The sequence below is a fragment of the Synechococcus sp. WH 8016 genome (genome assembly GCF_000230675.1).
In the GTDB taxonomy this organism is placed as follows: domain Bacteria; phylum Cyanobacteriota; class Cyanobacteriia; order PCC-6307; family Cyanobiaceae; genus Synechococcus_C.
This window is the reverse complement of the sequence record NZ_AGIK01000007.1, coordinates 1-22,063: the sequence shown is the minus strand read 5'-3', so window position 1 is coordinate 22,063 and position 22,063 is coordinate 1. Positions and strand designations below refer to the sequence as shown.

Genomic DNA, 22,063 nt, shown 5'->3' with positions numbered 1-22,063 from the left:
TTGCCGGAATCTAATTCGGACTTCCTGCTGCTGCTTTAACGAGGCGGACAACTCCTCGTTCGGCTAATCCTTGTGCCAGCGCAACACCCATTTGTCTCGCGTCGCGCTCACGAATCAAGCGAGGAAGCCGACTAAACACAAGATCTGGGTTAAACCCTGGCAACTGCTGCAAAACGTTGATGAGCTGTCTGATCGGTTCAAGGTCGAGATAGTTGTCTTCGTTGAGGGATGGCGGAATATCGAGGAGCAGTGGCGGTTGTAAAGGTCGGGGCAAACGGCGTCCGATGCGTTGTAGAGCTGTCCAGCCAATCGCATCCAAACGATCCGCTACCGCTTCAACCAGTTGATTGCGGAGCATGCCGCCGTTGGCTGAAAACAGAAAGTCGAGCACTTGATCGAGCAACGACTCGAGATCTAATTGGTTTTGACTCCCTGCACTTGCAACAAGACCTTCCAGCCTTGTCCAACGGAATGCATCACCTTCGAACAACATTTCTTTGAGACTTTGACGCAATTGAGGATCTGGATCTTCCATCAAACGTCTGGCGAAGTAGGGGTAGGCCGCACCAAGAATTTTGAACTCCGAATCCACGCTCAGGGCAATGCCTTCAAGGGTGACAAGAGAGCGGAGGATGAGGGCGTAGTAAGGGGGAACTCGGAAGGGGAATTTGTACATCACACCGGACATATCATCGGTCACGCTTTTGAAATCCATGCGATTAACGCCCATCTCGATCGCTTGACTGAAGACGGATTCAAAAGCAGGCACGATCGGCTCCAAATTCACGTCTTCGGCTAAAAATCCGAGCGTGACGAAATCCTTGGAGAGTTTTCCAAAATTTCGATTTACAAGATGAACAACCGCTTGGATGAGTCCGGTTCGGGATTCACGGCTGACCTCGCTCATCATCCCGAAATCGAGGTAGCAGAGTCGACCATCGGCCATCGCTAGGAGGTTTCCAGGGTGGGGATCAGCGTGGAAAAACCCATGTTCGAGCAGCTGTTGCAAGCTGCAGCTCACTCCCACTTCCACCATGTCATTGGGATCAATTCCTAACTCCCGAACAGCTTCGAGATTGGTGAGTTTGACGCCATCGATCCATTCCATTGTGAGCACCCGTCGACTGGTGGCTTCTGCAAAAATTTTGGGAACGGCGATGCGCGGATTTTGTTTGTGTAATTCGCGGAATTTATTTGCATTAGCTGCTTCGTTGAGATAATCCATCTCTTCAAAAACGCGGCTCCCTAATTCGTCGATCAGTGCAACAAGATCGCTACGAATAAGGCCGATGTTGCTATTCAGCCATGCAGCAATGTTGCGAACGATGTAGAGGTCAAGAGTGATTTGTTCTCGCAACCCAGGGCGTTGCACCTTGACGGCAACTTTTTGGCCATTCTTGAGATACCCCTGGTGCACTTGGCCCAGCGATGCTGCGGAGATAGGTTCGCGGTCGAGTTCGGAGTAGATGCTGTCGACCGGTGCACCGAGGTCATCCTCGATGCAGGCCATGGCAAGGTCGCTATCGAAGCCAGGAAGTTGATCTTGGAGTTGGGCCAGTTCCTCGAGCAGCACAGGAGGAACGATGTCTGGGCGCGTGGAAAGCGCTTGGCCCGCCTTAATGAATGCAGGGCCTAGATCTACGAGCAAATTGGCACATTCCCTGGCTCTCGTTCGGGCTCGCTCCTGATTGCTGAGCAGTCCTAGAAGCTTGTCAACACCAACTCCGAGCAGCAAAAGCCCAATGGGGACCAGGGTTTGCCAGAGGCGGCGCAGGAGGCGTTGTGGATGGCCGGCATAGATCCGCGTGATGGCAGCCGGGTCGTACTCCAGCAGGCCGGCGGCCTCAATGAAATCTCCTAGCTCTTGTTGTGCCACAGCCGCCACTGCGTTGGTGGTCCCTTCTAAACGACCGAAGCCGTCGCTACGGTTTGTTGAACCTCGAGATTCGCCGTGCTGACCGGTCTGAGACTGGACAACATCGCACTGATCGAGCGCTTGGAGTTGGCGTTCGAACAAGGTTTTACCGTGCTGACCGGTGAGACAGGGGCAGGAAAGTCACTGCTGTTAGATGCGCTTGATGCCCTCCTGGGTGGCATGCAGGGGACGTCTGCGGGGCGGTTGGTCAGGACGGGTTGTGATCGCGCGGTGATTGAAGCGACTTTCACCCCCGACGCCGCTGCGCGACGTTGGCTTCAAGAGCATCAACTGGATGATGACGGAGGTGATTTGGTTCTGTCGCGGGAGTGGCGACGACAAGACGAACGCTTGAGCAGTCGCTCAAGGCTGAATGGCACCGTCGTGAACCGGCAGCAATTGCTTCAGCTCAGGCCCTTGTTGATTGATCTCACCGTGCAGGGTCAAACCCAGCAGCTTGCCTATTCGGGTCAGCAACGTCGTTGGATCGATCGACTCGGCGGTGAGCCGCTCGCGCAGTGTTTACAAACCGTGCGGGAGTGTTTCCAGATTTGGCAGACCTGCCATGCCGAGGTGTTGAAGTTGGAGACAGATCGACGTCGTCTCCAAGAGGAGCAGCAGGAGCAAGACGCGTTGTTGCTGGAACTCGAGGCCGCTTCCCTTGATGACCCCTCCGAAATTCAACAGTTGGAACAGGAGCAAGACCGCTTGGTCCATGGCGTGCGCTTGCTCGAGGGTCTTGCTGTGTTGATTGGCCGGCTTCAAGACGGCGCTGAGCAGGCTCCATCGGTTTTGGATCACCTCACGGCCTGCTGCCACGAGCTGCAGCAATTGCAGACCCTTGATGCCTCCCTGAGCGTTTCGGCTGAGAGCTGCCTTGATCTGGAGGCTGGTGTTCTCGATTTAATCCGGGGCCTGGAAGCGTATGGAGCGGCTTTGGAGAGCGATCCAGAACGATTGGGTGTGCTGCAGGAACGGCTGGCTTTGCTGAAACGCTTGGAGCGGCGTTATGGCGTTGAACTGAAGGTGTTGATTGAGCGGCGTAATGCGCTGCGCGATCAACATGCCGCTGGGGGTGCCGACGCGGCGTTGGAGGTGTTGCGCCACCAGGAAGAGGAGGCTCGCAAGCATCGCGATTCCTGCAACCAATCGCTCACGGCTTTGCGACAGGCTTCCGCCGTGGGCTTGGAGGAGCGCTTGACGGCCCACTTGCGACCGATGGGCCTTGAAAATGTGCGCTTTCGGGTGGATTTCTCTGCAGCTGAGCCCATGGATCTAGGCGCAGATGCGATCTGCTTTTTATTTTCGGCGAATCCAGGCCAGCCCCTGTCCCCGTTAGGAGAGGTGGCCTCAGGAGGGGAGATGTCGCGTTTTCTGTTGGCACTCAAAACCTGTCTGGCCGATGTGGATGGTTCCAGCACCTTGTTGTTCGACGAGATTGATAGTGGCGTGAGCGGCCGCGTCAGTGGAGAGATGGCCAACTTGCTGCGAACCATGGCCGAGCACCGCCAGGTGTTTTGTGTGACCCATCAACCCTTAGTGGCCGCAGCTGCAGATCATCACTTCCGAGTTAGCAAGGAGGTGCTGAACGGTGAAACCTGCTCGCGAGTGTCCCACCTGCGGGACACTCAGGCCAGACGTCAAGAATTGGCTGAATTGGCTGGAGGGGATTTTGATGATGCTCAGGCCTATGCGGCAAGTTTGTTGGATCAGCGAGCAGCCTGAACAGCAGCAGTCTCCTTAGACTCTTGGGCTGCTGAACACATCTCGTATGGGGCGCCCTGCTCCGACTGCAAAGGAAAAGTCCGCTTCATCGAAGGATTCTTCGTCGAAGACTGTGAATTTGAGTGGGGGGTCCTTAGAGGAAGTGATTCGGGTGCGAGGCGCCCGTCAGCACAACCTCAAAAACGTGGACGTCACGATTCCGCGGAACAAATTGGTGGTCTTCACCGGTGTCAGTGGCAGCGGTAAAAGCTCATTGGCGTTCGACACGATCTTTGCGGAAGGTCAGCGTCGCTACGTAGAGAGTTTGTCTGCGTATGCGCGTCAATTTCTTGGCCAGGTCGATAAACCTGATGTGGATGCCATTGAAGGGCTATCACCAGCGATTTCGATTGATCAGAAATCAACCAGCCACAACCCTCGCTCCACCGTTGGCACGGTGACGGAGATTCAGGATTATTTGCGTCTGTTGTTTGGTAGGGCAGGAGAACCTCATTGCCCGCAGTGCAATCGAGCGATTCGACCTCAAACCATTGATGAAATGGTTGATCAAATTCTCAAGCTTCCTGAGGGGACGCGTTATCAACTTTTAGCCCCGGTGGTCCGTGGCAAAAAAGGAACCCACAGCAAATTAATTAGTGGATTGGCTGCGGAGGGTTTTGCTCGAATCCGGATTAATCGTGAGGTGCGTGAGCTTGCGGACAATATTGAACTTGATAAAAACCATCTGCACAACATTGAGGTGGTTGTGGATCGTCTTGTCGCTCGGGAAGGAATTCAGGAACGGCTCAATGATTCTTTGCGCACGGCTTTGAAGCGGGGAGATGGTTTAGCGATTGTGGAAGTGGTTCCTAAAAAAGGAGAGGAATTACCAGAGGGAGTGGAACAAGAGCGTCTTTATTCAGAGAATTTTGCTTGTCCAGAGCATGGCTCTGTTATTGAAGAGTTATCACCAAGGTTGTTTTCATTTAATAGTCCTTATGGTGCCTGTGATGATTGTCATGGATTAGGTCATCTACGAAAGTTCACGTCGGAGCGGGTTGTTCCAGATCCATCACAACCGGTGTATTCCGCTGTTGTTCCATGGGCAGAAAAAGATAATTCCTATTACTTCTCACTTTTGTATTCTGTAGGCGAAGCCTTTGGATTTGAAATCAAGACCCCTTGGAAGGACCTAACGGATGAACAGAAGGATATTTTATTGAATGGGAGTCGCGAGCCGATTCAAATTCAGGCGGATAGTCGCTATCGAAAGTCTCAAACCTATATGAGACCTTTTGAGGGGATTTTACCGATCCTTGAGCGTCAACTTCGCGATGCAAGTGGAGAAGCTCAGAGGCAAAAGCTTGAAAAATATCTCGAACTAGTCCCCTGCGCTAGTTGTGCGGGTTTGCGCTTAAGACCCGAGGCGCTCGCGGTGAAAGTTGGTCCGTTTCGGATCACTGAACTTACGGCTGTCAGCGTGGGTCAAACTCTTGAACGCATTGAACGTTTGATGGGGGTGGGTAGCCATGAAGGCTCTGAGCCCTTGCTGAACTCTCGTCAGATTCAGATCGGTGATCTTGTTTTGAGGGAGATCCGGATGCGCCTGCGTTTTCTCCTTGACGTGGGATTGGATTATCTGAGCTTGGATCGACCAGCGATGACGCTGTCGGGTGGTGAAGCTCAGCGGATCCGCCTTGCCACTCAAATTGGTGCTGGGCTGACGGGCGTTCTTTATGTGCTTGATGAACCGAGCATTGGCTTGCATCAGCGCGACAACGATCGTTTGTTGGCCACGCTTGAACGTTTAAGAGATCTAGGCAACACCTTGGTGGTGGTTGAGCACGATGAAGACACGATTCGCGCTGCCGATCATCTTGTCGATATTGGCCCTGGAGCCGGAGTGCATGGCGGTCACATCGTGGCCGAGGGGTCGATTGATGATTTATTAGGCGCTGAGGATTCTTTAACGGGTGCTTATTTAAGTGGAAGAAAGAGTATTCCCACTCCAGCAGAGCGACGCAATGTTGGTACCCGTAGTTTGAAACTTCTCGATTGCTCTCGCAACAATCTTGAGGGATTGAATGTGGAGTTTCCGCTTGGACGTCTGGTTTCGGTTACAGGCGTAAGCGGCAGCGGTAAAAGCACCTTGGTGAATGAGTTGCTCCATCCAGCACTGGAGCACGGACTTGGCCATAAAGTGCCTTTCCCACAAGGATTGGGAGAACTTCGCGGGCTCAAATCGATCGACAAGGTGATTGTGATCGATCAGTCTCCGATCGGTCGTACTCCCCGTTCGAATGCGGCTACCTATACAGGCGCTTTTGATCCTATTCGTCAGATTTTTGCCGCAACGGTGGAAGCGAAGGCCCGCGGTTATCAGGTTGGACAGTTCAGTTTCAATGTGAAGGGTGGTCGTTGTGAGGCCTGTCGTGGCCAGGGTGTGAATGTGATTGAAATGAATTTTTTACCAGATGTTTATGTGCAATGTGATGTCTGCAAGGGGGCTCGGTTTAACCGCGAAACGCTTCAGGTCACGTACAAAGGGCACACGATCGCCGACGTGCTCCAAATGACAGTGGAGCAGGCAGCGGATGTGTTTTCTGCGATCCCCCAGGCTGCAGATCGTCTTTGGACCCTGGTGGATGTTGGTTTGGGGTACGTGAAACTTGGCCAGCCAGCGCCAACCCTTTCTGGAGGTGAAGCTCAGCGCGTCAAACTTGCTACTGAATTGTCGCGTCGCGCTACGGGAAAAACGCTCTATTTAATCGACGAACCAACCACTGGACTCAGCTTTTATGATGTCCACAAGTTGATGGATGTGATGCAGCGTCTTGTTGATAAGGGAAACTCGATTATTTGCATTGAGCACAATCTGGATGTGATCCGTTGTTCAGATTGGATCATTGATTTAGGTCCAGAAGGCGGTGACAAGGGAGGTCATGTTGTGGTGACTGGCACGCCTGAGGAGGTTGCCCAGCATGAAACCAGTCATACCGGTCGCTATCTCAGCAAGATTTTGCAGCAACATCCACCTGAATTGATCGAGGCGGCGGCATGACTTTTTTGTTTCATCGTTGGGTTGATGGCGTTCGTGCGGCTGCTCTGGCCTCCGTATTCACTTTTTTAGGGGCAGGATCCGTTTCTGCAGTTGAGCGACTCAAGTTTGATCTACCCCTCTTGGATGTAAGTGTTTCGCTCAATTTGAAGGGAGCAGGCACCGCTGCGGAGTTGATTGAGGCCAACCCTGACCTGCAGGAATTAGATCGGGCTGGTGATGGTTCCGTGTCTCGACTGCTTGCCCAGTTCCTGACTGCACCTCTTCCCCAGCGGACGTCGAGCGTGTTGGAGCAATCGGTGGGCCATCCATTGCTGGAGCAAGCCTTATTGGCGGCGTCCGAGCTGGTGAAGGTGGAGGGTCTGCCGCCAGATACCAGTGGACAAATGCTGTCGGATTCTCTTCAAGCGGCCTATCGCGCTGGAGAGCCCCATTTGCTGGGAATGCTTCGTCGCGTTCCGGGGGAGTCGTTATCGATCGACTTTCAGGCTTTGGCTTTTTACTCCAAACGCTTGCGGGCCAATCAGGATGATGCCCGCGCGCTCGTTCAGCAAGGAACAGCGATGGCCCCGGCGCCAACGTCTCTGGCTGAATCGGGGTCTGAGGGCTGGTCGCGGGCTGAGATCCGCTTTGCTGTGGCCCATCGCTCTGAACCCCTCGAGATCACGATGTTGACTCCAAAGGGAACGTCCAACGGGAAGCTTGTGGTGATTTCCCATGGATTGTGGGACGAGCCCGATAGTTTCGAAGGCTGGGGCCGTTTGTTGGCTGCTAATGGATACACCGTTCTTCTTCCAGATCATCCAGGCAGCGACGCTAAGCAGCAAAAGCAGTTGCTTGATGGAGCCTCTCCTCCGCCGAGTTCTGAGGAGCTACGGTTTCGTCCCTTGGATGTCTCAGCTCTTCTGGATGGAGTGCAAGCAGGGAACTTGTTGTCTGGACAACAGATTGCTATCGATGACGTAGCGGTTGTGGGGCACTCATGGGGTGCCACAGCGGCGTTGCAATTAAGTGGTCTACAGACCACCAGCAGGAAGCTGAAAATGCGATGTCAGGACCCTCGTGATCCAGATCGCAATCTCAGTTGGGTGTTGCAATGCAGTTGGTTGTCAGGAGCTGATCAAGGATCCCTGGCCGACCCTCGTGTCAAGGCAGCGGTTGTGGTCAGTCCACCCATGAGGCTTCTTTTTGATGAGTCGAGCGGACCTTCCCTTCAGGCGAAGGTGTTGTTGGTGAGTGGAACAAAAGATTGGGTGGTGCCCTCCGATCCTGAGGCCGTGGTCCCTTTGCAGGGGGGGAAGCCATTGGCGAATGGTCACCGCCTCGTGCTGGCTTCAGGTGGCAGTCATTTCAATCTTTGGGCGCCTGCAGATCAGAAGGAAGCGCCGATTCTTGGGCCAATGATCTTGGCTTGGATCAATGAACAGCTGGCTGTTCCCTCATCTCATACCTTCAGCGGAGGTGGTTGGGGGAATGCGTCCGTTCCTTTGGTCGATGTCACTGGACAGCTCTAAAAAACAGCCTTTCTTAAAACGACGTCTTGAAATGATCAGAACAAGCTGATCTATTTGCACTGATTTGCGTTGCATTTCATCATCAGTTTGCGTTTGCTTGTTTCTGCGCTGATGGCGAAAGATCCAGACTCAGACTGGCTTCTAACCGAAGAAAACGCCTTTAGCTGTTGATTTCTAAGGATGTCTTCAGCTTTGAACGTGTTTGAACGCCTTAACCCTTAATCAAGACATCAGATGCATGTCTTGTTTCGTTGAGGGTTGATTGTGGGTTTTCGGCTTCTTCATCTCCATCTCCACGGACTGTTTCGCTCCCATGATTTGGAGTTGGGACGGGACGCCGATACCGGTGGTCAAACCCTCTATGTGCTCGAACTGGTGCGCAGCCTTGCGGCTCGGGCCGAAGTGGATCGCGTCGATGTGGTCACTCGTCTGATTCAGGACCGACGGGTTTCAGCTGATTACGCTCAGCCAGTTGAAGCGATTGCGGCCGGTGCTGACATCCAGCGTTTTGCTTTCGGCCCGAAGCGCTATCTCCGCAAAGAATTGCTGTGGCCCTATCTCGAGGATTTGGCTGACCAGCTTGTGGTGCACCTTCAGAAGCCCGAAAATCGACCTGATTGGATTCATGCGCACTACGCCGATGCTGGTTACGTCGGGGCATTGCTGAGTCGTCGGCTTGGGATTCCCTTGGTGTTTACAGGGCATTCCCTTGGTCGTGAGAAGCAGCGTCGCCTGTTAGCTGGAGGTGGGGATCATCAACAGCTCGAGCAGACCTATTCGATTAGCCGTCGCATTGATGCGGAGGAGTTGGCGCTGGCTCATGCCGATCTGGTGATCACTAGCACGCGCCAGGAATGTGATCAGCAGTATTCCCGTTACGGCGGATTTCGTGCTGATCGCGCTCAGGTGGTTCCTCCCGGTGTGGACGCACGTCGCTTTCACCCTGGTTTGGTGGCTGCAGAGGAGAGTGAGGTTGCGGGACTCTTAACTCCTTTCCTGCGTCAGCCTGAGCTTCCGCCGCTGTTGGCGATTTCTAGGGCTGTTCGTCGCAAGAACATTCCTGCTCTGGTCGAGGCGTTCGGCCGGTCTGCAGTTTTACGGCAGCGTCACAATTTGGTGCTGGTGCTCGGGTGTCGGGAGGATCCCCGGCAGATGGAGAAACAGCAGCGCGATGTGTTTCAGCAGGTGTTTGATCTTGTTGATCGCTACGACCTCTATGGCCGCATTGCCTATCCCAAGCAGCATCGTCGCGATCAGATCCCTGCCATCTATCGCTGGGCTGCTCAGCGTCGAGGCCTCTTCGTGAATCCTGCTCTGACGGAGCCTTTTGGACTCACCTTGTTGGAGGCTGCCGCTTGCGGATTGCCGATGGTTGCCACCGATGACGGAGGACCACGGGACATCCTTGCTCGCTGTGACAACGGCCTCCTTGCAGATGTGACGGATCGAGAGGCCCTTCAAGATGCTTTGGAGTGTGCTGGTTCTGACCTTCAACGCTGGAGCCGCTGGAGTGACAACGGCGTGGAGGCGGTGAGTCGCCATTTCAGTTGGGATGCCCACGTTTGTTCTTACCTGGCCTTGATGCAGGAGCGCATGAAGGCGGTACCCCAGCCAATGTCATTGGCCTCCAGGCAGACCCCCTCCACGCCAGGTTTCCAGCCATTGGGCGATCGCTTGCTGCTGCTTGATCTCGATAGCAGTTTGGAACAGCCCGATGGGGATGCGCTCAGGGTTTTGCGTGAGCAGCTTGATCGGTGTTCGTTAGGGATCTTGTCGGGCCGTTCGTTGCCTGCCGCAAGACAACGGTTTAGGGAGCTGTTGCTACCCGAACCGAAGGTTTGGATCACTGGCGCTGGTACGGAAATTCATTACGGCCAGGAGAGTGAGTCCGATTTGTTTTGGTCGGCGCAGATCGGAGTGGATTGGGACCGCGCAGGTGTGGAAAGTGCCCTGGCCGACCTCACCGATCACATTGATTTGCAGCCAGCAGAGCAGCAAGGATTGTTCAAGCTGAGCTACACGATTCGCGATGCCGGAGAAGAGATCCTTCCTTTGATCCGCCAACGTCTGCGCCAGCGTCAACAGGCGGCGCGTCCCCAGCTTCGCTGTCATTGGTATCTAGACGTGCTGCCGCTGCGGGCATCCCGTAGCGAAGCGATTCGGTTCCTAGCCCTGCGTTGGGGGCTTCCCCTGGAACAGATGTTGGTGGTGGCTAGTGAACAGGGTGATGGCGAGTTGGTTTGCGGTCGACCCGCCACGGTTGTCTTGGGTGATCACGATCCTTGTTTGGATGATTTTCGACAGCAACAGCGTGTTTACTTTGCAAGCCGCTCCCAATTACCGGGCGTGCTGGAAGGGATCCAGCACTATCGGTTTTTGGGCGGACGCGCCCGGCATGATCAGTCACTGACCTGAATCTTGACCGCCGCTGCACAGCGGTCTGCCTTGGCTAAGGCTTCGTTGATATCGGTGCCGCGGGCTAAGGCAACGCCCATTCGACGCCCTGGCCGGGCCTCTTGTTTTCCAAACAGCAGAAGCTTGGTGTCTGGTTCCGTGAGGGCTTGTTCCACACCACTGAATTGAACTTGATTGCCTTGGCTTTCGGCCAGGATCACGCGGCTGGCCGCAGCATCGGCAGTCGTGATCGAGGGGATGGGTAGGCCCAAAACGGCACGGAGATGCAGGTCGAATTCGCTCAGGTTTTGGCTGATCAAGGTCACCAGACCGGTGTCATGAGGTCTAGGTGAGAGCTCGGAAAACACCACTTCATCGCCACATAAGAAAAATTCCACCCCAAACAAACCGGCACCGCCAAGATTGTCTGTGACGGTGCGTGCCATCGTTTGGGCCTGTTGCAGTTGGGCGGCCGAGATCGGCGCGGGCTGCCAACTGCATTGATAGTCGCCGTTGGCTTGTTGATGACCAATCGGCGGGCAAAACACGGTGGTTCCATCGTGTTGACGAATGGTGAGCAGGGTGATTTCAAGATCAAAATCAAGAAATTCCTCCACGATCACCTGGGCTGAGCTGCCTCGAGCTCCTGCCATGGCGATCTCCCAGGCCCGATCTAATTCATTAGCGGAGTGAACCACGCTTTGGCCTTTTCCAGATGAACTCATCACCGGTTTGACGACCACGGGCCAACCCAACGGAGCCGCGGCACGGTGGAGCTCCTCTGCATTGGAGGCATAAGCAAAGCGTGCGGTGCGCAGTGCGAGTTCGCCTGCCGCCAGATTCCTGATTCGGTCGCGATTCATCGTGACTGCAGTGGCTCTGGCGGTGGGAATGACGCAGATGCCGTTGTCTTCCAGTGCTTGCAGGGCATCCACAGCCAGCGCTTCGATTTCTGGGATCAGTACATCCGGCTGATGTTTGTTTACAACAGCCTTCAGGGCGTTTGGATCGGTCATGGTGAGCACCTCGGCCTGATCAGCGACCTGCATGGCTGGTGCACCGGCGTAACGGTCGCAGGCGATCACGTGGCAACCCAGTCTCTGGGCGGCGATCGCCACCTCTTTTCCCAGTTCGCCGCTGCCGAGCAGCATCACTGTTTTAGGGAAGGTCGTCATGGTGAATTTCAAGGCAGCATGGCTTGATCTTCTCGCTTTGCCCTCATGCCTTTGCCGCTTGCGTTTACAACGGCTGGAGATGCGGCCAATGGTCTGCTGTTTGGCTGGGAGATTGCCACCGTTCAAAAGTGGGCCTTGATCTACCTCGGGCTCTCTTCGTTTTTGTTTGTCTTGGTGTGGGTGATTGGCGGGTTCCGCCGTCGTTGATTAGGGGGAGGGCGGCTCGTTGGCTGGATTGCTGATCAAGGTGAGCTGGCGGAAGGCGGGCTCTTCATTCACGAAGCCCCAAGAGGCAAAGACTTCGGCATCGTTGTGGGTGATGCGTTGTTGACGACCCTGTGAGTGGAGCTCAAAGCCCTCTTTTGCCATCCGGCGCATCAGGCTGGCGGCTTCTTCAAAGCGGGAGGCCATCGCTTCAAGGCTGGGGCAGTCGCTGGTAAGGCCGGCTTCTTTCCAGGTGAAGTAGCTCATGGTCTGATGATCCAAGGGACTGTCGATGAGGACTGGTGTTAGGGCTTTAGGGTTTTCTCTGATCCTGCTTGTCTTGGGTTGGTCTGCAGCCAATAGTGGATCTCAATGAACATCTTCTACCAGATCTATAAAAGCGATCGGTTGTAGGAGTCACTGAGATATAGAAAACGATAGAAAAAGAGTCTCCGATGCTGGTTTCTGATTGGCTCAATGACTCCTGCCTGCCGCAAATGAGGCTAAATGCTAAAACTTATATTAACTTATTTCATTGGTATCGCTCTAATTAGAATCAGAAAGATGCCTTTTGTCGCGATAGTTAGTTGTGGGAGCAGGAGGGCCTCATTTGCAAGGTTATTGCAAGGTTAGATTAAGTCTTGGAATCAAGGGACTGTCTTTTTTATCCATGTATCTCTTCTGATAATCACAATTTTCTGCATCCCCTCTTGCGGTAATTAGATTATGAGGTATAAGGGATTTATCACTATGAATGCACATTGTGTTTGTTACTACTTTTGGGCAAAAAGGAGGAGTAGCTAAAACTTGCACAAGCATTCATCTTGCTGCTCATTGGGCCAATAGTGGCCGCTCTGTTGTCCTGGTTGATTCTGATCGCAATCGATCAGCCACTGCATACGCCTCAAGAGGTTTGCTCCCGTTTGATGTTGTGCCGATGGAAGCGGCGGCAAAAGCAACAAGAGGTGCGGAAATTGTCGTGACTGATGGTCAGGCCAGTAGCAATGAAGAGGAACTAAAGAATCTAGTGGAAGGGTCTGATTTTATTGTTCTCCCTACAACGGCACAAAGTAGATCAATAGAATTAACGGTAGAAATGTCATGCATGCTCAATAAGTTTGATATCCCTTATGCAGCACTCATTGTGAAGGCAGATGCGAGAAAGAAGGCTTCGATTCAACTTGCTCGGAGTATCTTGAGTGGTTTCAATGTCCAAGTTCTTGACACAGAGATTCCATTGTTGAATGCTTTTGAAAATGCTGAGACTGAGGGAGTCACTGTTGATCGTGCAGTCACGAAAAGTGGGAGATCTGATCGGCGAAGAATGTCGGGATTTTTCGCCTACTCGCAAGCTTGCCATGAAATCGAACTGTTAATGCCGAAGCCAAAGGTTGTTCCTATGCCTATGGGTTGGAATCTTTCACGCTTAGAAGATCGTGCTGCCTAATTGCAGCGATCTGACTTTTTCAAGGGCACATACGCCATGCGATGAGCTGGATTTTTGATTAGAGGGGGCGCAAGGCTAAACCGATTAATACGAGCCCCATCGTTGCCAACCAAAATCCCGGTACTACCGTTTGTTCTGCTGTTCCTCCTAATTCGAAATGGTGGTGCAAGGGCGACATTCGGAACACCCGGCGACCCACACCATCAGCGCCTTTGGTTGCTTTAAAAACCCACACTTGTATGATCACGGAGAGGGATTCCGCTAGGAACACTCCACCCATCACCAGCAAGGGCCAAAGGCTGTTTGTGAGTAGGGCCACAGCCGTGAGAGCGCCGCCCATGGCTAGAGAGCCGGTGTCGCCCATAAACACTTGGGCTGGATTGCGATTGTGCACAAGGAAACCAATCCAGCAGCCCGCCATGGCCATGCAGAACCCAGCAAGGTTTGGGTCTCCGCTGTTTCCCCGCAATGTGAGCTGGAGTGCCATGCCGGTGAACACTAGGGCCCCGCAACCGGCGGCAAGACCATCCAAGCCATCGGTGAGGTTGGTGGCGTTGCTTTCGGCTAAAAACACAAAAACGGCAAGAGGCCAAATCAGCCAGCCCAAGGGAAGGGTGATGTCAAACGGCAAGGCCACATCACCACCGATCCAACCGCGCATTCCTGCCCAGATCAGAAAGATCACAGCGGCTAGGGCTTGAAGAAGTAATTTTCCGCGTGGCGTTAAACCCGTGTTCGTGTGTTTGGTGAGACTGCGCCAATCGTCAATTCCTCCCACCACCATGTAGGCGAGTGTGATGAAGGCCACGGCTAAGAGTTGTTCAGCCGGTCGACCGCTCCAGCTGATCAGGCCGCCCACGATCACGCCGACCGGCACCACCAGCAGTCCACCCATGGTGGGGGTGCCTGATTTGTTGAGATGGGCCTGAGGCCCTTCTTCTCGGATCACTTGCCCCAGCTTTAAGTCACGGAGCTTGGGTACCCCCCACCAGGTCACGATTGCAGCGATCAAGGTCGCTATCAGCAAAGGGAGGCTCAGCAGGCTGTTGGGGATCCAGCGGTCTGATGCGAACGCTGCTGCAACCACAACAACGGCAAGCACAGCCGCAGAGACTTTCCCCTGAAGGGGTGGAGGAGTCTCTTGTGCGTCGTTCACGTCCCGTTCCTTTAACGGCTTAGGGCAGGGACCTTGAATCAATCTTCCCAATTCTCTTCTGTTTGCTCATCGGCAGCGTTGTAATCCTCTTTCTCGCCCATGAGAGCAGAGAGCTCTTCTTCTTCCACGGTGCTCACTTCAGCTGTGCTGGACTCCTCGTCTTCTACAAGGCGGCCACTGGTTTCCAGCCAGCTGAGCAAATCGGGCTCTTCGCGCAGGGGCAGCACCGGTGCAGGTTCCTTCCGCCCATAACGCGTCAGAGCTGGATTGATGTTGTCGAGGGCGCTCAACTCAGACGACACTGTCCAGTTCCGTAATCGATCATCATAGTTCAATGCAGTCTTGAGGATGTCTCTTGGCCAAGGTGTGGCTGCTCCTCTCTGTGTGGGGCGGGGCTTTGTTACTGAGTTTTGGCCTATGGAAATGGGGGCGCTTGCATCCCGATCCGCTGGTGGTGTCCACGGTTCCGGTGCTTTCCCTGTTGTTTGTGCCTGCCTTTTTCATGGCGCTTTGGCTGCTTTGGCTCGCTCGGCTGGCCCCCCAATCGGTCCAGCGGGCCGGCGGGAGTGGAGAATCAGTGCAATCTGATTCAGAGCAGGAGTCCACCTGATGGGACGCGCAACCAAAGTCGTTCTTGCCTATTCCGGTGGGGTGGACACCAGCGTCTGCATCCCCTATCTCAAGCAGGAGTGGGGTGTGGAGGAGGTGATCACCTTCGCTGCTGATCTCGGTCAGGGCGATGAACTGGAACCCATACGACTCAAGGCCCTTGAGGCGGGAGCCAGTCAGTCTTTGGTTGGTGATCTCATTAAGCCCTTCATCGAGGAATTCGCCTTTCCAGCGATTCGCGCGAATGCCTTATATGAGGGTCGCTATCCCCTCTCAACAGCCTTGGCGCGTCCCTTGATCGCCCGTCGGCTCGTGGAGGTGGCACGAGAGGTAGGCGCTGATGCTGTGGCCCATGGCTGCACCGGCAAGGGAAACGATCAGGTGCGTTTTGATGTGGCGATTGCTTCGCTTGCACCCGATTTGAAGGTGTTAACCCCAGCGCGTGAATGGGGCATGAGCCGGGAGGAAACGATTGCCTATGGCGAGCGGTTTGGCATGCCATCCCCCGTGAGCAAAAAATCCCCGTATTCGATCGACCTCAACCTGCTCGGGCGCAGCATTGAAGCTGGTCCCTTGGAAGACCCGATGGTGGCACCACCTGAAGAGGTCTTTGCCATGACCCGTTCCGTGGATCAAGCCCCTAACGATGCCGAGGAGATCGAGATTCAGTTTGAAGGTGGCAATCCTGTGGCCATCAATGGCAAACGGCTGGACCCCGTGGCCTTGATCCGGGAAGCCAACCGCTTGGCAGGCACCCATGGCATTGGTCGTCTCGACATGATCGAGAACCGTGTGGTGGGAATCAAAAGTCGGGAGATTTACGAAACGCCTGGATTGCTGCTGTTGATTCAGGCGCATCAGGAGTTGGAGAGTCTCACCCTTGCTGCCGATGTGTTGCGGACAAAGCGCCAGCTTGAGATGCAATGGGCCGATCTCGTCTATCAGGGCCTTTGGTTTGGTCCTCTCAAAGATGCCCTTGATGGCTTCATGGATCGCACTCAGGTGCATGTGAATGGGGTCGTGCGCCTGAGGCTTCACAAGGGCAATGCCACGGTCACCGGTAGATCCTCTACAGACAACAGCTTGTACGTCCCCGAGATGGCCTCATACGGCAGCGAAGACACGTTTGATCATCGTGCTGCTGAGGGCTTTATCTATGTTTGGGGCTTACCCACGCGCTTGTGGGCCGCCAAGCATCGGCGTTGAGTTCAGGCTGCGAGTTCAGGCTGCGATGTTGCGTTGCTGCTGCCCTTGTCGATCGGCGCGTAAGGGCAGAGGAACGATCTCGGCTTCAGCTGGTCCAGCCATTAATTGCTGTGCCTGAGCTAACAACCGGTAGCGCTCAAGCAGTGGTTCCAAGCGCTGTTGGAATTTGCGTTCAAAGAGGTCGGGGAGTTCGCTCAGCAGCGTTTCGTAGTCCCTGACCTGCTGTTCAAGTTCGTTCACCCTGGCTTTGAGTGCTTCGACGTCACCACTGGGGGGTCGAGCGGCTTTCCAGACGGGTGGAGGTGAGCAATAGCTGGAGTCCTGATGCGCCATGGCCGGACGTTATCGCCCAGCCATGGCTTGCACAATGGCCTTCAGGCAGGAGCAGCGGCTTCTGGCTCTGCTGGTGCTTCTGTTCCTGGTGCCACGCGAGGAGCAGGCAAGGGGCCTTCTTGCTTCACGGTGAGATAACGGATGACATCTTCACTGAGACGCATCGCTTTTTCGATGACACCCACTTGTTGGCCATCACCGTTGTGGCTCAGCTGCACGTAGATGCCTTCTTTGTGCTTGGCGATCGGATAGGCCAGACGACGCTTGCCGCGCATTTGATTGTCGAGAACCTCGGCACCCGCTTCAGCCAAGATGTCGCGGTACTTGGTTACGTGAGACTCCACTTCCTCTTCCGGAATATCCGGACGGAGGATGTACATGGTCTCGTAATAAGGCTGTTGGGTCATGGAGACAGATCCGACGGGGACTGAAGGCTCAGTGAATGAGCGACGGATCTACCACCTTATCTCCTGGTGTTATGGGGATCAGTACAACTGCATGCGAACCGCTTGACTTAAGCCGGGCAGGTCGGGCTCACGACCTCGAGAACACTCGATCAGGGCAAAGATCACGACCGCCAGAACACCCACCACCACCGTGCTGGAAAGGGTGCGCATCATCAATCCGCCACCGATGGGCAGGATGGCGAACGCATAGCTAATAATCACCACAATGATGTCAACCAACAGAGCTTGCAAGGTGTTGAAGCGAATGAAGTAAGGAACGTTTGGATTCCTCACCACCGCTAAGAACAACAAGAAAAACACCAGAAGGTTCCCCAGACCAAAAGGAATTCCCCGCTCCAAAATGAAGAGAGGCAAGGCCGGCAGGGTCAGCCACTGCAACACAGGGAATTGAATAAGCAGGTGTTGGCCGATGGGGATGGCATCGCTCCAAGGCAACACATAAACCAACAAACCAAGCAGGCGCTGCCAGATGGGGATGGGCACAGGTTGAAGCTGGTGAATGCCTAAAGGCTAGGTGGCGTTTAGGAATGGCTCAGGTTTTTGAGAGCTGCTTTCCGCATCACGTCCACCGGAATCTCATCAATGCCACTCCAACGCCGGAGAGCGGCGGCCCCTTGCTGCACCAGCATCTCCAGGCCGTCATAGGTGCGGCAGCCCAATGTTTCCCCGCGCTGCAGCCATGGCGTGGGTCGTGGTGTGTAGATCAGGTCGTAGAGCACGGTGTGAGCAGAGAGGTTGTTCCAGATGTCTTCGCCGAGCGGCAGAGCGGGACCTTGATCAGGCTGATGGCTGCTCATGCCAATCGGGGTGGTGTTGACCACCAGATCTGCTTGTTGAATTCGGGTTTGCAGTTGTGGGTCGTTGTTTAAAAGAGGTTGTAACCGGACAGCGTTGGTTGGTCTTCCTTGCTGGAGCGAGCTGCAAAACGGTTCGAGTGTTTCAGCCCGACGCCCCACGATTGTGATTTCGCTTGGGTTGACGTCCTGCAAACCCGCTACAACCGCCCGGGCGCTTCCTCCACAACCCACCACCACGGCTCGCCTTTCGCTCCAGTCCGGATGATTTTGTAGGAGCGGGGCGAGAAAGCCTTCTACATCGGTGTTGTGCCCGTGCCAGCCACCACGGGGCAAAGGAGTCAGCGTGTTGACGGCCCCAAGTCGTTGAGCTAGCGGGCTGAGTTCCTTACAGAGCAGCGAGACGGCCTGTTTATGGGGGATGGTGACGTTGAGCCCACGGCACCCCACGGCCTCTAGTCCCTTGAGCACGCTGGCGAGATCATCAGCGCTACAGGGCAGTGCCATGAAGCTCCAGTCGAGCCCCATCACCTTCAGAGCTGCGTTTTGCATGACCGGTGAGAGTGAGTGGCTCACTGGTTGTCCCAACAGTGCGACCAGTGCCGTGGTTCCGCTGATCATTCCTTTGTTTGTCAGACCAGACCAGCCTGCCGTTCGGGCTGTTCGGGAACCACACCTCGCCTCTTGGTGATGTCTCTGACGAAGATGCACGTGTTCTAGTCACATTTTTTCGAGGGATAGGAGGGCACTAATGGGCAAGGTTGTCGGCATTGATTTAGGTACCACCAACAGTTGTGTCTCGGTGATGGAGGGCGGCAAGCCCACCGTTATCGCCAATGCTGAGGGCTTTCGCACCACGCCATCGGTGGTGGCCTACACAAAAAACCAGGATCAGCTGGTCGGTCAGATCGCCAAGCGTCAAGCGGTGATGAACACCGACAACACGTTTTATTCCGTCAAACGTTTCATCGGACGTCGTGTTGATGAAGTGAATGATGAATCCAAAGAGGTGAGTTATTCAGTTGAGAAGGCAGGCTCGAACGTCAAAGTCAAATGTCCTGTTCTCGACAAGCAGTTCGCCCCTGAAGAGGTGAGTGCCCAGGTGCTGCGCAAGCTGGCTGAAGATGCAGGTAAGTACCTCGGTGAAACGGTGACCCAAGCGGTTATCACCGTGCCCGCCTATTTCAACGATTCTCAGCGCCAAGCCACGAAAGACGCCGGCAAGATCGCTGGCCTTGAAGTGCTGCGCATCATCAATGAGCCCACCGCTGCGGCGTTGGCTTACGGCCTCGACAAAAAAAGCAACGAACGCATTCTTGTCTTCGACCTTGGCGGCGGCACCTTCGATGTGTCTGTGCTGGAAGTCGGTGATGGCGTGTTTGAAGTGCTCTCCACTTCAGGTGACACGCATCTTGGCGGCGATGACTTCGACAAAGTGATTGTTGACCATCTCGCCGACAGCTTCAAATCCAACGAAGGCATTGATCTTCGTCAGGACAAGCAGGCTCTGCAGCGTCTGACCGAAGCGGCTGAGAAAGCAAAAATTGAGCTGTCGAGCGCGACCCAGAGCGAAATCAACTTGCCCTTCATCACGGCGACTCCTGAAGGACCCAAGCATCTCGATCTCACCCTGACGCGCGGCAAGTTTGAAGAGCTGGCTTCCAAGCTGATCGATCGTTGCCGCATCCCAGTTGAGCAGGCTTTGAAAGATGCCAAGCTTTCATCAAGTGAGCTTGACGAGATTGTGATGGTGGGTGGTTCCACCAGGATTCCGGCTGTGCTGGAGCTTGTGAAGCGCACCACCGGCAAGGATCCCAATCAGACCGTGAACCCTGATGAGGTGGTGGCTATCGGAGCCGCCATTCAAGGCGGTGTGTTGGCCGGTGAAGTCAAAGACATCTTGCTCCTTGATGTCACACCTCTATCTCTGGGCGTCGAGACGCTCGGGGGGGTGATGACGAAAATGATTACGAGGAACACCACCGTTCCAACCAAAAAATCTGAGACTTACTCCACGGCTGTGGATGGTCAGACCAACGTGGAAATTCACGTGCTCCAGGGTGAGCGCGAGATGGCTTCCGACAACAAGAGTCTTGGGACCTTCCGTCTGGATGGCATCCCCTCTGCCCCTCGCGGTGTGCCTCAGATCGAAGTCACGTTCGACATCGATGCCAATGGCATTTTGAGCGTGACTGCGAAGGACAAGGGCAGCGGCAAAGAGCAGTCGATTTCGATCACAGGCGCCTCCACCCTTTCTGACAATGAAGTCGAGAAGATGGTGAGGGATGCCGAGAGCAATGCCAGTGCTGATAAGGAGAAGCGCGAGAAGATTGACCTGAAGAATCAGGCTGAAACTCTTGTGTATCAAGCCGAAAAGCAACTGGCTGAACTCGGCGACAAGGTTGACGCCGACGCCAAGTCCAAGGTTGAAGAGAAGTCCACCAAGCTCAAGGAAGCAACGGAAAAAGAGGACTTTGAGTCGATGAAGACCCTCCTTGAGGAGTTACAGCAGGAGCTATACACCGTTGGTGCATCTGTTTACCAACAGGCGGGTGCTGAGGCAGCAGCTTCTGGTGATGATGGTGCCGCTACTGGTAACTCTGGCGATGGATCCAGTAATGCTGGTGATGATGTCATTGACGCTGAATTCACGGAAACGAAGTAATTTAAAAGCCCTACTATTTGTGGCTTGAATTCACTCAGCCCCCTTTAGGGGGCTTTTTTGTGTTTACGGCCACCTGGATGGCTGGTCTTATTGAGTTGAAGATGGATTGTTTGATGAAAGAGTTAGCAGATTGCCCGTTAAACGAGTGTCAAAACTTTCTCAACTTCAGCCTTTGAGTCTCACATTGCTCGCTCTGTTGTCGGCATCTGACTTAAATATTGCGAACGCTTCAGATCGAAAGGCCACTCACTTCACAGCGACTGACTTCAAAGCCACTGACTTCAAAGCGACTGAGCTGAACATCAACGGTGTTTCTGACTACGCCGCCAGCTCTGCATCGAACAGCCGCGAGCAAGTCACCAGCATCACTCAGTTTTCCGACGTTTACCCAACCGACTGGGCTTATCAGGCACTTAGCAACCTGATCGAGCGCTACGGCTGTGTGGCTGGATACCCCAACGGCACCTACCGCGGTAACAGGGCGATGACTCGCTATGAAGCGGCTGCTCTGTTGAACGCTTGTCTCGACCGCGTCACCGAAGTGACCGACGAGCTGAAGCGCCTGATGAAAGAGTTCGAAAAAGAACTCGCCATCCTCAAGGGCCGTGTTGACGGTTTGGAAGCTCGCGTTGGCGAACTGGAAGCAACTCAGTTCTCCACCACCACCAAGCTGAAAGGTGTAGCCACCTTCGTGATCGGTGCTAACAGCTTCGGCGGAAACGCTGAGCAAGTCGACGGCCAGAAGCGTGCTGATGCTGCTGCCGCTCAGTCTGGTGCTGTGAGTTTCAACTACGACCTCCAGATAACTCTCGACACGAGCTTTACCGGTAAGGATCTTTTCCGCACCATGCTCCGTGCCGGGAACTTCGGTAACTCTGCTTTTGGTGGTGATGGCTATGTCGGTCTTGATGCCTTGGAGATTGCGTTTGAAGAGCCTTCAGGTGCAGACAGCCTTGGTGTAGAACGTATTTATTATCAATTTCCTATTGGTGCGGGCTTCACTGCAACTGTTGGTGCTTATGTGCAACAGGACGATATGTTGGCTGTCTGGCCTAGTGCTTACCCAGCTGACACTGTTCTTGACTTCTTCACCTACGCCGGTGCTCCTGCGACCTATAACTCTGCTCTCGGAGCCGGCGGTGGTCTTTGGTGGCAATCTAATGATTTCATAATCAGTGCTAATTATCTGAGCACCAACGGAGCTTTCTCGAATCCAGGGAATGCGTCCGATGGTCTTTTCGATGACACATGTGGAGCAGGCACTGGCGGTCTCGCTACCGATTGTGCTGGCTCCAACGGAACTGTTCAGATTGCATACGCTCCTGAGAATTGGGGCCTCGCAGCTGCTTACAACTACACCTCAAAAAATGCTGGCACTCTCTACGCCGGTAATGGCACTCCATTGGCCAATTCATTCACCAG

The 22,063-nt window shown here is 54.4% G+C and carries 20 protein-coding genes; 11 read left to right on the top strand and 9 right to left on the bottom strand.

What is annotated here, in order from left to right; translation table 11 throughout:
- Positions 1 to 10 precede the first annotated feature (10 nt).
- Positions 11 to 1,876, bottom strand: a complete 1,866-nt coding sequence (locus tag SYN8016DRAFT_RS13370) for an AarF/ABC1/UbiB kinase family protein (protein ID WP_173362189.1) — start codon at positions 1,874 to 1,876, stop codon at positions 11 to 13.
- A gap of 75 nt (positions 1,877 to 1,951) precedes the next feature.
- On the opposite strand from SYN8016DRAFT_RS13370, the gene recN reads away from it, so the two are divergent.
- The 4 genes from recN (at position 1,952) to SYN8016DRAFT_RS13350 (ending at position 10,606) form a co-directional block, all read left to right on the top strand.
- Complete coding sequence (gene recN / locus SYN8016DRAFT_RS13365) at positions 1,952 to 3,640, top strand: DNA repair protein RecN (RefSeq protein WP_006854952.1); 1,689 nt, start codon at positions 1,952 to 1,954, stop codon at positions 3,638 to 3,640.
- 46 nt (positions 3,641 to 3,686) lie between these two features.
- On the top strand, positions 3,687 to 6,680 hold the full coding sequence (gene uvrA, locus SYN8016DRAFT_RS13360) for an excinuclease ABC subunit UvrA (RefSeq protein ID WP_006854951.1): 2,994 nt from the start codon (positions 3,687 to 3,689) through the stop codon (positions 6,678 to 6,680).
- The gene (locus SYN8016DRAFT_RS13355; protein WP_006854950.1) at positions 6,677 to 8,191 is read left to right on the top strand and encodes an alpha/beta fold hydrolase; all 1,515 of its coding nucleotides are present in this window, start codon (positions 6,677 to 6,679) and stop codon (positions 8,189 to 8,191) included. The genes uvrA and SYN8016DRAFT_RS13355 overlap by 4 nt, the downstream gene beginning before the upstream one ends.
- A 264-nt stretch (positions 8,192 to 8,455) precedes the next feature.
- Positions 8,456 to 10,606, top strand: a complete 2,151-nt coding sequence (locus tag SYN8016DRAFT_RS13350) for an HAD family hydrolase (protein ID WP_006854949.1) — start codon at positions 8,456 to 8,458, stop codon at positions 10,604 to 10,606.
- Here SYN8016DRAFT_RS13350 and purT read toward each other — a convergent pair.
- Positions 10,591 to 11,760 carry a formate-dependent phosphoribosylglycinamide formyltransferase gene (gene purT / locus SYN8016DRAFT_RS13345; protein ID WP_006854948.1) on the bottom strand — a complete coding sequence of 390 codons (1,170 nt, stop codon included), beginning with the start codon at positions 11,758 to 11,760 and terminating at the stop codon, positions 10,591 to 10,593. The two genes, SYN8016DRAFT_RS13350 and purT, sit on opposite strands and share 16 nt — an antisense overlap.
- Positions 11,761 to 11,805: 45 nt before the next feature.
- Between purT and SYN8016DRAFT_RS13340 the strand changes: the two genes are divergently transcribed.
- Positions 11,806 to 11,967: a hypothetical protein gene (locus tag SYN8016DRAFT_RS13340; protein ID WP_006854947.1), complete on the top strand. Its 162-nt coding sequence runs from the start codon at positions 11,806 to 11,808 to the stop codon at positions 11,965 to 11,967.
- Here SYN8016DRAFT_RS13340 and SYN8016DRAFT_RS13335 read toward each other — a convergent pair whose 3' ends face one another.
- A complete protein-coding gene (locus SYN8016DRAFT_RS13335) occupies positions 11,968 to 12,231 on the bottom strand; it encodes a hypothetical protein (RefSeq protein ID WP_006854946.1) in 264 nt (87 codons plus the stop codon).
- Positions 12,232 to 12,727: 496 nt separating this feature from the next.
- On the opposite strand from SYN8016DRAFT_RS13335, the gene SYN8016DRAFT_RS13330 reads away from it, so the two are divergent.
- Positions 12,728 to 13,411, top strand: coding sequence for a ParA family protein (locus tag SYN8016DRAFT_RS13330; RefSeq protein ID WP_038014977.1), 684 nt, complete (start codon positions 12,728 to 12,730; stop codon positions 13,409 to 13,411).
- 58 nt (positions 13,412 to 13,469) lie between these two features.
- Here SYN8016DRAFT_RS13330 and mraY read toward each other — a convergent pair whose 3' ends face one another.
- Together mraY and SYN8016DRAFT_RS13320 are read right to left on the bottom strand one after the other, a co-directional pair.
- Positions 13,470 to 14,567 carry a phospho-N-acetylmuramoyl-pentapeptide-transferase gene (mraY, locus tag SYN8016DRAFT_RS13325; protein WP_006854944.1) on the bottom strand — a complete coding sequence of 366 codons (1,098 nt, stop codon included), beginning with the start codon at positions 14,565 to 14,567 and terminating at the stop codon, positions 13,470 to 13,472.
- A gap of 38 nt (positions 14,568 to 14,605) precedes the next feature.
- Positions 14,606 to 14,869, bottom strand: a complete 264-nt coding sequence (locus SYN8016DRAFT_RS13320) for a DUF3134 domain-containing protein (RefSeq protein ID WP_006854943.1) — start codon at positions 14,867 to 14,869, stop codon at positions 14,606 to 14,608.
- Between the two features lie 53 nt (positions 14,870 to 14,922).
- Between SYN8016DRAFT_RS13320 and SYN8016DRAFT_RS13315 the strand changes: the two genes are divergently transcribed.
- Positions 14,923 to 15,177, top strand: coding sequence for a hypothetical protein (locus tag SYN8016DRAFT_RS13315; RefSeq protein ID WP_038014939.1), 255 nt, complete (start codon positions 14,923 to 14,925; stop codon positions 15,175 to 15,177).
- The gene (locus SYN8016DRAFT_RS13310; RefSeq protein ID WP_006854941.1) at positions 15,177 to 16,382 is read left to right on the top strand and encodes an argininosuccinate synthase; all 1,206 of its coding nucleotides are present in this window, start codon (positions 15,177 to 15,179) and stop codon (positions 16,380 to 16,382) included. Before SYN8016DRAFT_RS13315 ends, SYN8016DRAFT_RS13310 begins: the two co-directional genes overlap by 1 nt.
- Positions 16,383 to 16,397: 15 nt before the next feature.
- Here the strand turns inward: SYN8016DRAFT_RS13310 and SYN8016DRAFT_RS13305 are convergent, their stop codons facing one another.
- The 4 genes from SYN8016DRAFT_RS13305 to SYN8016DRAFT_RS13290 form a co-directional block, all read right to left on the bottom strand.
- Complete coding sequence (locus tag SYN8016DRAFT_RS13305; RefSeq protein ID WP_006854940.1) at positions 16,398 to 16,715, bottom strand: hypothetical protein; 318 nt, start codon at positions 16,713 to 16,715, stop codon at positions 16,398 to 16,400.
- Between the two features lie 41 nt (positions 16,716 to 16,756).
- Complete coding sequence (rpsF, locus tag SYN8016DRAFT_RS13300; RefSeq protein WP_006854939.1) at positions 16,757 to 17,122, bottom strand: 30S ribosomal protein S6; 366 nt, start codon at positions 17,120 to 17,122, stop codon at positions 16,757 to 16,759.
- Between the two features lie 78 nt (positions 17,123 to 17,200).
- Positions 17,201 to 17,665 (bottom strand): Tic20 family protein, encoded by a 465-nt coding sequence (locus SYN8016DRAFT_RS13295; RefSeq protein ID WP_006854938.1) that lies wholly within the window; start codon positions 17,663 to 17,665, stop codon positions 17,201 to 17,203.
- Between the two features lie 38 nt (positions 17,666 to 17,703).
- Entirely contained in the window at positions 17,704 to 18,552 is an 849-nt protein-coding gene (locus SYN8016DRAFT_RS13290; RefSeq protein WP_253909881.1) for a shikimate dehydrogenase, read from the bottom strand.
- Here SYN8016DRAFT_RS13290 and SYN8016DRAFT_RS15880 point away from each other — a divergent pair.
- The 3 genes from SYN8016DRAFT_RS15880 to SYN8016DRAFT_RS13280 all read left to right on the top strand — a co-directional run.
- The gene (locus SYN8016DRAFT_RS15880; RefSeq protein WP_253909883.1) at positions 18,527 to 18,667 is read left to right on the top strand and encodes a hypothetical protein; all 141 of its coding nucleotides are present in this window, start codon (positions 18,527 to 18,529) and stop codon (positions 18,665 to 18,667) included. The two genes, SYN8016DRAFT_RS13290 and SYN8016DRAFT_RS15880, sit on opposite strands and share 26 nt — an antisense overlap.
- Before the next feature lie 60 nt (positions 18,668 to 18,727).
- Entirely contained in the window at positions 18,728 to 20,641 is a 1,914-nt protein-coding gene (gene dnaK, locus SYN8016DRAFT_RS13285; protein ID WP_006854936.1) for a molecular chaperone DnaK, read from the top strand.
- Positions 20,642 to 20,813: 172 nt separating this feature from the next.
- Positions 20,814 to 22,063: iron uptake porin (locus SYN8016DRAFT_RS13280; RefSeq protein ID WP_038014975.1), on the top strand; the 1,250-nt coding region annotated here is incomplete at its 3' end.